This window comes from uncultured Corynebacterium sp. (assembly GCF_945649885.1).
In the GTDB taxonomy this organism is placed as follows: domain Bacteria; phylum Actinomycetota; class Actinomycetes; order Mycobacteriales; family Mycobacteriaceae; genus Corynebacterium.
Genome location: NZ_CALZFS010000148.1, coordinates 1 through 5,966 on the forward strand (window position 1 = coordinate 1; position 5,966 = coordinate 5,966).

The 5,966-nt window shown below is 60.8% G+C and carries 6 protein-coding genes and 1 pseudogene; 2 read left to right on the forward strand and 5 right to left on the reverse strand.

Features of this window, described 5'->3' with window-relative positions; genetic code table 11:
• Positions 1-314, reverse strand: a pseudogene (locus Q0M74_RS12560) (hypothetical protein); the annotation flags it as partial.
• 69 nt (positions 315-383) lie between these two features.
• Between Q0M74_RS12560 and Q0M74_RS12565 the strand changes: the two are divergent.
• Positions 384-1,319: a Sir2 family NAD-dependent protein deacetylase gene (locus Q0M74_RS12565; protein WP_293954986.1), complete on the forward strand. Its 936-nt coding sequence runs from the start codon at positions 384-386 to the stop codon at positions 1,317-1,319.
• A 2-nt stretch (positions 1,320-1,321) separates the two neighbouring features.
• Here the strand turns inward: Q0M74_RS12565 and Q0M74_RS12570 are convergent, their stop codons facing one another.
• Together Q0M74_RS12570 and Q0M74_RS12575 are read right to left on the reverse strand one after the other, a co-directional pair.
• A complete protein-coding gene (locus Q0M74_RS12570; protein WP_293954988.1) occupies positions 1,322-2,335 on the reverse strand; it encodes a triacylglycerol lipase in 1,014 nt (337 codons plus the stop codon).
• Positions 2,336-2,371: 36 nt separating this feature from the next.
• On the reverse strand, positions 2,372-3,274 hold the full coding sequence (locus Q0M74_RS12575; RefSeq protein ID WP_293954990.1) for a triacylglycerol lipase: 903 nt from the start codon (positions 3,272-3,274) through the stop codon (positions 2,372-2,374).
• A 219-nt stretch (positions 3,275-3,493) separates the two neighbouring features.
• Between Q0M74_RS12575 and Q0M74_RS12580 the strand changes: the two genes are divergently transcribed.
• A complete protein-coding gene (locus Q0M74_RS12580; RefSeq protein ID WP_293954992.1) occupies positions 3,494-4,015 on the forward strand; it encodes a MarR family winged helix-turn-helix transcriptional regulator in 522 nt (173 codons plus the stop codon).
• On the opposite strand, the gene Q0M74_RS12585 is transcribed toward Q0M74_RS12580, so the two are convergent.
• Positions 4,007-4,777, reverse strand: coding sequence for an alpha/beta fold hydrolase (locus Q0M74_RS12585; RefSeq protein ID WP_293954994.1), 771 nt, complete (start codon positions 4,775-4,777; stop codon positions 4,007-4,009). The genes Q0M74_RS12580 and Q0M74_RS12585 overlap by 9 nt on opposite strands.
• 146 nt (positions 4,778-4,923) lie before the next feature.
• The coding region (locus tag Q0M74_RS12590; RefSeq protein ID WP_293954996.1) for an MFS transporter at positions 4,924-5,966 on the reverse strand (1,043 nt) is incomplete at its 5' end.

The following is a 5,966-nucleotide window of genomic DNA, read 5'->3' on the forward strand; positions in this document are numbered from 1 at the left end:
GTGTTGGCAGCGCCACCCTTGAGGCCACAGCGGTTGGCTGCTTCATCAACGCGGGCAAGTGCCGCCTTGATCTGGGGACCGCGGCGGTCGAAGAGCGCGAGGGCATTGGCCTGGGAGACCTTGCTGTTATAGTCAGCCTCATCGGTCCAGTACCTCTCTGCCTGGGCGCAGGAGATCTGTCCAGATGGGATGGCTTTGAGTGCGTCATCGATGGGGTCCGCGGAGGCGATCGCCGGGCTGGCCATGGAGAAGGCTCCAATGGCGGCGGCGGTGACAGCGATGCGGCGGGTGCGGGCTGTGTTGAGAAAGCTCATGTCCATAGAGGATACAGGTGATGATTGAGTAAACAAGTGGGTCAGAAGTGAATTGTTGGTGTGAATTTCATGTATAACTCCTTTGATCGTCTAGCAACCCAGGCACATAATTCCGCTCTGCGGTCCATAGCGCGCGTCGTGGAGGAGACCACCACACCTATGGAAGACGCGGTGGCATTGGATGGGGTCGTCACCCTCCTGGAGGGCCGTTCCGTGCTGGCGGTGACGGGCGCCGGAGTGTCCACTGATTCCGGCATCCCGGATTACCGTGGGCCGGAGGGCAGTCTGAGCAGGCATCGCCCGATGACATACCAGGAGTTCCGACATGATCCGACGGCGTCGCATCGCTACTGGGCACGGTCATTTGTCGGCTGGCGGGTGATGGGCGCAGCCCGGCCCAACCGCACGCATTTCGCCCTCGTTGAGTTGGAACGCGCCGGGTTGCTCAGCGGCCTCATCACGCAGAATGTCGACGGACTGCACCACGCGGCCGGTTCCACCAACCTCCTGGCGCTGCATGGTGATCTGGCGCAGGTGGTGTGCCTTGCGTGCGGTCACCTGGAGGACCGCATGCTTTTCGACGCCCGTCTCGACTCCACCAATCCCGGCTACATCGACTCCATCCGCCTTGATCCCGCCAACGTCAACCCTGATGGTGACGTTTTCCTCGATGACGCACAGGTGGACCGCTTCACCATGGCCGGCTGTGTGATGTGTGGTTCCCTGCTGCTCAAACCGGATGTGGTGTACTTCGGTGAACCGGTTCCCTCCATAAGGAAAATGCGTGCAGCGCAATTGCTTGATGAGGCGGAAGCGGTCATTGTGGCTGGCTCCTCCTTGGCGGTGATGAGTGGATACCGCATCGTCATTGAGGCACAACGGGCAGGCAGGCCGGTGGCTGTGATCAATGGTGGGCCGGGACGGGCCGACCACCGTGTGGATGTGTTGTGGCGGACCCGCGTGGGGCCGGCCTTTGACCAGATTTTGGATGCCCTGGATCTGTAGAATTATTCCTTTATGGGCAGTCTTGCTAGATCGGCCCGGACCAGGGCACGCACCCGGTGGTCGGAGGGCATCGCGGGGTGGAGGACCACGGCTTCGGAGTCGAGGGTTTCCACCCAGATGTTGTGGACCCGGTGGGCGTCATCTGGGGTGTCGGGCATGAGGAAACAGGTTTCTGGGGGTTGGATGACGGTGTCGAAATGTGTGGCGATATTGGTGTAGGTCACCCCTGGGTCCAGGTCGCCGCCTTCGTTGATGAGGTTGATGGTGTCGTGGCCGCGGATCATCTCAAAGCCTGCGCTGCCGAACCAGGAATGCACCACGGAACTGGCCACGGATTCACCACGGTTGGATTTGAGCAGTGGGCTGACGATGCCACCCATGGTGGTGCCGTGATTCGGGCAGGCCAGGCACACCAGGTGCTTCACCTTGGGGTGTCCGCCCAGGACACGCATCCAATATCGTGCCACCACACCACCCTGGGAGTGGCCCACCACGATGACCTGTGTGGCACCGGTGGCACACAGCACCGCATCCACATAGGCTCCGACCTGTTCTGCGGATTCCTTCACGGATCCGGTGGCACGGTTGCCGAAATCGGGTGCGAAGACGGCCCAGCCATCGCGTCGTAAATCGGTGCCCAGGTCTTGCCAGTCGCCTTTGGTGGTGCCTGTTCCGTGCACCAGCACCACCGGCCAGGGGCGTTCGGCTGTGGGGCGGGCTCGCCAGTCGTCCTCAAAGAGGCCGCGGTGACGCGCGCGGGCCAGCAGGGGGAGGGAGGCGGTCGCGTCGTCGATAAGCTCATTGTTCCGCTTGGGATCCCGGGCGTAGTTGGTGATGATCTCCTGGATGACCTCCTCGGGAAGTTCGGTTGCCTGTGGGGCGTCATCGCTGGTGGGGAGATTGCGCCAGAGGGTTTTGAGGGCGGTGGTTAGTTCGCGGCGTAGGTCGGTGAGTGGGTCGATGTGTTTGGGCAGTTTCAGGGGGCGGGGTGGTCTGGAGGTCGGATGGGTGGGCATGCCCCCTAATTTATCGACAAATCCTTTATGGAGGGTTCAGCCCAGCCGGGCGACACGGTCGAGTTCTGAACGCACAATCTCAATGACGCGGGGGTCGCGGACCATGTCCTGGTGCCGGATCATGGCGCGTGGGTAGGTGTCTTCGACCCAGATATTGTGTACGCGCTCGGGGTCGTCGTCTTCGTTGACCTCGAGGAATGCTACTTCGGGGGGTTGGATGAAGGGGTCGAAGTGGGTGGCGATGCAGGAGTAGGTGACCCCGGGGTCGAGGTCGCTGCCGTCGGCGAGGAAGCGCATGATTTCGTTGCCGCGGATCTGTTCAAAGCCGGTGGGGCCGAACATGCTGGTCACGAGTTGTTCCATGAGGCCTTCGGCGCGGCGGACTTTGGTCATGGGGTGCAGGATGCCGCCCATGAGGGTGCCGTGGTTGGGGACGGCCAGGGTGATCATGTGGCGGACTTTCATGTAGCCGCCGTAGGTGCGCATCCAGTAGCGGGCTACCACACCTCCCTGGGAATGTCCGATCAGAACAACCTGGGCAGCACCGGTCACCAATAGCACTGCATCAATATAGGCACCGATCTGGGCGGCGGATTCGGCGATGGGTTCGGTGGCGCGGGTGCCGAAGTCGGGTGCGAACACCGCCCATCCCTTGGTGCGTAGTTCCCCGCCGAGTTCCTCCCAGGATCCTTTGCTGGCACCGGAGCCGTGGATCATCACGATCGGCCAGGGGCGTGCTGCAGTGGGGCGTGCCCGCCAATCGTCCTGGAACAGGCCTTTTGGCTTGAGGCGGGCGGTCAGTGGCAGGGTGATATTTGTTGCATGATCAAAGATCTCCTGTGTGATCTCATCGGCGAAATCATCGCGTGGATTTCGACGGATCTTTGCCAGACCACGGTCAATGGTGCGCCGGAACATGCCTGGGGATTCCTGTGACATGCGCTCACACTATCCCTGAAGCCCCCGGTGTGCAGGGTAAGTGGGGTGGGAGGGCGGCCGTAGCCAGGGACCCTGTTTAATCTGGGTGCAGTGAATGTGCTTCTTGTGGAGGGTGCTCTAGTAGTCTGGATGAAGCACAGATGCGGACTTGTTGGCAGACGTGGTGTGTTGTCGGTCTGAACACGAACTATTGGCTTGGGTGGAAAAAAGGGGGATGTGTTGGCGGACGATAATGAGGTGGGGGATTTCGGGTCCTTTCGCCAGCTGAGTAAAATTCAGTTGGGGCAGGAATTCGTTGATGAGGACCTGCGCGCCAATGATCTTCTTGTGGTGCTCAACCATGCTGCGGGTATCGCCACCGGGGTGACGGAGGCGCAGATTTTCCGGCCGAAGGGTCTGAGTTGGAATTCCTTCAAGGTGTTGTTCATCTTGTGGATGGTGGGGGATCTGGAACAGCACCGGGTGGCGCAGTTGGCGGGGACCAGCAGGGCCACCACCTCGGCGATTGTGAAAAATCTGGTCCGCGATGATCACATTGGTCAGGTTCAGTCGACGGTGGATAAGCGCACCCATGTTCTGGCGTTGACTGAGGGGGGTCGGGAGATTGTGCGGGCGTCTTATCTTGAGCAGAATGAGCTGCTCGGTGAGTGGGCGGAGCGACTCACCGAGGTGGAGCAGGATATTTTGAAGATTCTGCTGGTGAAGCTGATCACGGGGTCGGGAAAGCAGATATCAGACTGATCTGAGGAAAGTCACCACTTTGGTTGTGAGGCTGAGTGGGTGTTCGAACATGGGGTAGTGGCCGGTGTCGGGGAGTTCTTCCACGGTGAGGTTGGGGTAGATCTGCCCGTAGGTGTCGGTGGCGAAGTCGCTGGTTGCTGCTGGATCATTGGCGCCGGTGAGGATGAGCACGGGTAGGTCCTGGGTGCCTAGTTCTGCGGCGAAGTCAGCATCGGCCCAGGCCAGAAGGTAATTTCTCACGGCTTCCGGGGTGGAGTGGGCCATGGAGTCAGCTGCCATCTGGTCTAGCCAGCTGTCGGGGAGGTGGCTGCCGGAGGTGAAGTCGATGATGGTGCGTCGTGAAGCCTCCTGTGTGGCCGCGGATTCAAATAACGCCCGGGATTGTTCATCCAGTGGTGTGCCGGAGGCCGGCACCGCCGAGATCCCCACCAGTGCGGTGATCTCGACGGGGGAGTCGAGCAGGATGCGCTGCATGAAGACCGTGCCCATGGAATGCCCGAGCAGTGAGAGCTTAGCGACGCCCAGACCCCCGATGTACTCCGTCACCTCCCGGGAGATCTCCGCCAGATCATATTGCCCGGTGTCCTCATTTTTCCGGGCCCCATAGCCACGGTATTCAAAGAAATGCCAGGTGAAATTCTCCATGTCAAGATGATCAGTGAACACTCCCCAGTCCTCGGCCCGACCAAACCACCCATTCAGGGCGATGACATGGTGTGCTCCGGTGCCTTTCACGATGGGGGTGGTGGATGTGGCAGACATGATGGTGGCCTCCTGGCTGGTGGGTGAACATGTCACGCGAGGCCATTTTTTCACATTTGACGTACAACACAGCCCACGTGATCTATATCACTGATGCTACGCCATGGGGTGCGGCTTCCGGAAGGGGCTGCAGTGATCAACCGCAGTTAACGGGCGGGAAGATAACCACGCTGGATCTGAACCACACGGATCACGACAGATCCTAAGGCGAGTACCCCGATGATGAACAGCGGAGTGGTGGGCCCCAGGGTGGGATCCAGTGCATCCAGCAGGGTGGGAAGACCGAATCCCAGATAGGTGAAGACATAGTAGATTCCGATCGCGGCACCCCGCTGGCGCAGTGGGGTGTAGGTGTCAATGCCCAGCAGACCTTCGCGCAGGCTCAGTCCATAGGCGGTGCCCAGAATCAGGGAAGCAACAACAAACAACCAGACGGGTGCGATCTCCCCGGCGAATCCGGCCAGCATGAAACCCACAGCGGCACACAGTGCTCCGATGATGCCTGAAGTGCGGCCCCACACCATCTTCCGGCCCACTGTCTGCACGGTCAGACCGGCACTGAAAAACAGGAAGGCTGCAAGACCGGGGAGGAGAACAGCATTGTCAAAGTGTGAGGAGGCACGGGCGGAGAGGATGACCATCGAGGTGGTGGCGCAGCTAAACACCCAGATGGCCATGGGGAGAGAAATGGCCAGTGCTTTCCGCAGGCTCCGCTGAGGCTGAACATGCTGGGACTGTGCTTGTGCCGTGGATTGCTGCTGCGCCGACTCATGTCCCCCAGTTGCTTGAGTGGGTTCTGCCTCCCGAACATCCCCCACCACCCAGGCGATGAGTACTGCGATCAGGGACAGGGCGGTGGAGATGGCAAAGGGCACGGTGGCTGTCACCGATGGGGGCAGGAGTTGAGCAAAGATCCCTGAGGCAATAGGGCCGATGGCAAAACCCATGGTCAGGATGACACCAGCCAGGGTGATTCCGTTGGCGCCACGTAAACGTCCGGCCCAGGCGGTTCCGGCACTCACCGCCAGACCCACGCCCAGTCCCACGATGAAACGGCCTGACAACAGGCCGGTTCCCGTATGCCATAACAACAGGCTGAGGTTTCCCACCGCGGCGATCACGCTACCGGTGAGGTCGACCGGGCGTGCCCCGATCCGGTCAGCCAGGACTCCGCCGCCCAGCAGACCAG

Coding starts and splice junctions, on each gene's coding strand:
- Q0M74_RS12565 (WP_293954986.1), top strand. CDS start 384: ATGTATAACTCCTTTGATCGTCTAGCAACCCAGGCACATAATTCCGCT.
- Q0M74_RS12570 (WP_293954988.1), bottom strand. CDS start 2,335: ATGCCCACCCATCCGACCTCCAGACCACCCCGCCCCCTGAAACTGCCC.
- Q0M74_RS12575 (WP_293954990.1), bottom strand. CDS start 3,274: ATGTCACAGGAATCCCCAGGCATGTTCCGGCGCACCATTGACCGTGGT.
- Q0M74_RS12585 (WP_293954994.1), bottom strand. CDS start 4,777: ATGTCTGCCACATCCACCACCCCCATCGTGAAAGGCACCGGAGCACAC.